Origin of the sequence: Streptomyces sp. S3(2020) (assembly GCF_013044505.1) — a bacterium.
In the GTDB taxonomy this organism is placed as follows: domain Bacteria; phylum Actinomycetota; class Actinomycetes; order Streptomycetales; family Streptomycetaceae; genus Streptomyces.
In genome coordinates, this window is record NZ_JABERD010000503.1 from 1 (window position 1) to 1501 (window position 1501).

At 71.1% G+C, this 1501-nt stretch carries 1 protein-coding gene and 3 pseudogenes; 1 reads left to right on the forward strand and 3 read right to left on the reverse strand.

The genetic code is table 11. The annotated features are described in order from the left end of the window. Positions 1–126, forward strand: a pseudogene (locus HLK59_RS49945) (hypothetical protein); the annotation flags it as partial. On the opposite strand, the pseudogene HLK59_RS49950 reads toward HLK59_RS49945, so the two are convergent. From HLK59_RS49950 to HLK59_RS49960, 3 genes and pseudogenes are all read right to left on the reverse strand, one after another. Continuing rightward, positions 117–518: pseudogene (locus HLK59_RS49950) on the reverse strand (RidA family protein); the annotation flags it as partial. The pseudogenes HLK59_RS49945 and HLK59_RS49950 overlap by 10 nt on opposite strands. Continuing rightward, positions 515–1279 (reverse strand): IclR family transcriptional regulator, encoded by a 765-nt coding sequence (locus tag HLK59_RS49955; protein ID WP_171148321.1) that lies wholly within the window; start codon positions 1277–1279, stop codon positions 515–517. The pseudogene HLK59_RS49950 and the gene HLK59_RS49955, both read right to left, overlap by 4 nt. After that, a pseudogene (locus tag HLK59_RS49960) lies at positions 1276–1501 on the reverse strand (sugar kinase); the annotation flags it as partial. The gene HLK59_RS49955 and the pseudogene HLK59_RS49960, both read right to left, overlap by 4 nt.

The window sequence follows — 1501 nt, forward strand, 5'->3', positions numbered from 1 at the left end:
GGCCTCCGGCGCGGTTGGTCCGGCAAGTCCGTGGAGACCGTCTCGACGGCCTCGCTCAAGCCGGTCGGAAACGGCCTGCTCGTCGTGGGCGCGGGCGGGGTCGTCGGCGCGATCCTCAAGGCGAGCGCGTCGATCTCGATGAGGAGTCCGGCGGGGAGGCCGACGTAGACCGTCGTGCGGGCGGCCGGGGGCGCGGTGAGGCCCTGCTCCTCGAAGTAGGTGTTGTAGATGCCGTTCATCTCGGCGAAGTGGTCGACGTCCGTGAGGTAGACACGGATCATCATCGCGTCGTCCCAGCTCGCGCCGCCCTCCTCCAGGATCGCCTTGACGTTGGCGAGGGTCTGGAGGGTCTGCTCGCGCAGGGTGGGGCCGGCGGGCGTGGGCGGCCTGCCCTCCTCGGCCGGGAGGAACCCGACCTGCCCGGCCACCTGGAGGATGTTGCCCTTCCTGACACCGTGCGAGAACTTCGCGGGCGGGGCGGTGTGGGTCTTGGGGGTGAGCGCGGTCTTCTCGGTCATGAGGTGGCTTCCTTGACGGGGGTTCTGCCGGAGTACTCGCCGCTGACGGCGTCCGCGGTGCGGCGGACCAGCGGGAGGAGGGTGAGGAGTTCGTCGGCGGTGACGACGACGTTGGGGGCGGAGACCGACATCGCGGCCACGACCCTGCCGTCGGCGCCGCGGATGGGTGCGGCTACGCAGTTGATGGACTCCTCGTGGCCACCGAGGTCGGTGGCCCAGCCCTGTTCGCGCACACGCTCCAACTCCTTGAGGAAGGCGGGTGCGTTGGGGGTCGAACGGGACGTGAACATGGGGTAGTCGAGCTTGTCCGCGAGGGCGCGGCGCTCGGACTCGTGGAGGTCGGCGAGGAGCAGCTTGGCCACGGCCGCGACGGTGATGGCGACGGGCTTGCCGATCCGGGAGTACATCCGGACCGGGTAGCGGCTCTCGACCTTGTCGATGTAGAGGACCTCGTCCTCCTCGTACACGGCGAGGTGGACGGTGTGGCCGCACTGCTCGTTGAGGCGTACGAGGTGGGGGTGGGCGATCTCGCGGATGTCGAGGTTCTCCATCGCCTCCTGGGCCAGCGCGATGAGGCGGGCGCCGAGGCGGTAGCGCTGGTCGGACTGGCGGTAGACCATGCCGTGTTCGTGAAGGGTGCGCAGGAGGCGGAGGGCGGTGGACTTGTGGACGCCGAGGCGGTCGGCGACCTGCCCCAGGTCCGCGGGGCCCTCTGCGAGCAGCGGCAGGATGCTGAGCGCGCGGTCGACGGTCTGGCTCATGGAATGCGTACCTCCTCCGGGGCCTGCTCGGCTTGCGTCCAGCCGGGGCCGAGTCGAAGTGTCTCCCAGGTGCCGTCGTCCACGGCGGCCAGGCGGTCGGCGGTGTCGCGGGCGGGGGGTGTCGCGAGGTCGCCGGGGGTGGTGAGGGTGGCGGCGGCGTGGAGGTGGGCGTGGCGGAGGCGGGTCTTGAGGGGGAGGCCTCGCAGGGTGGCGGAGAGGAAC

Excerpts from the sequence above, each read along its gene's own strand:
- HLK59_RS49955 (WP_171148321.1), bottom strand. The coding sequence starts at position 1,279 with ATGAGCCAGACCGTCGACCGCGCGCTCAGCATCCTGCCGCTGCTCGCA.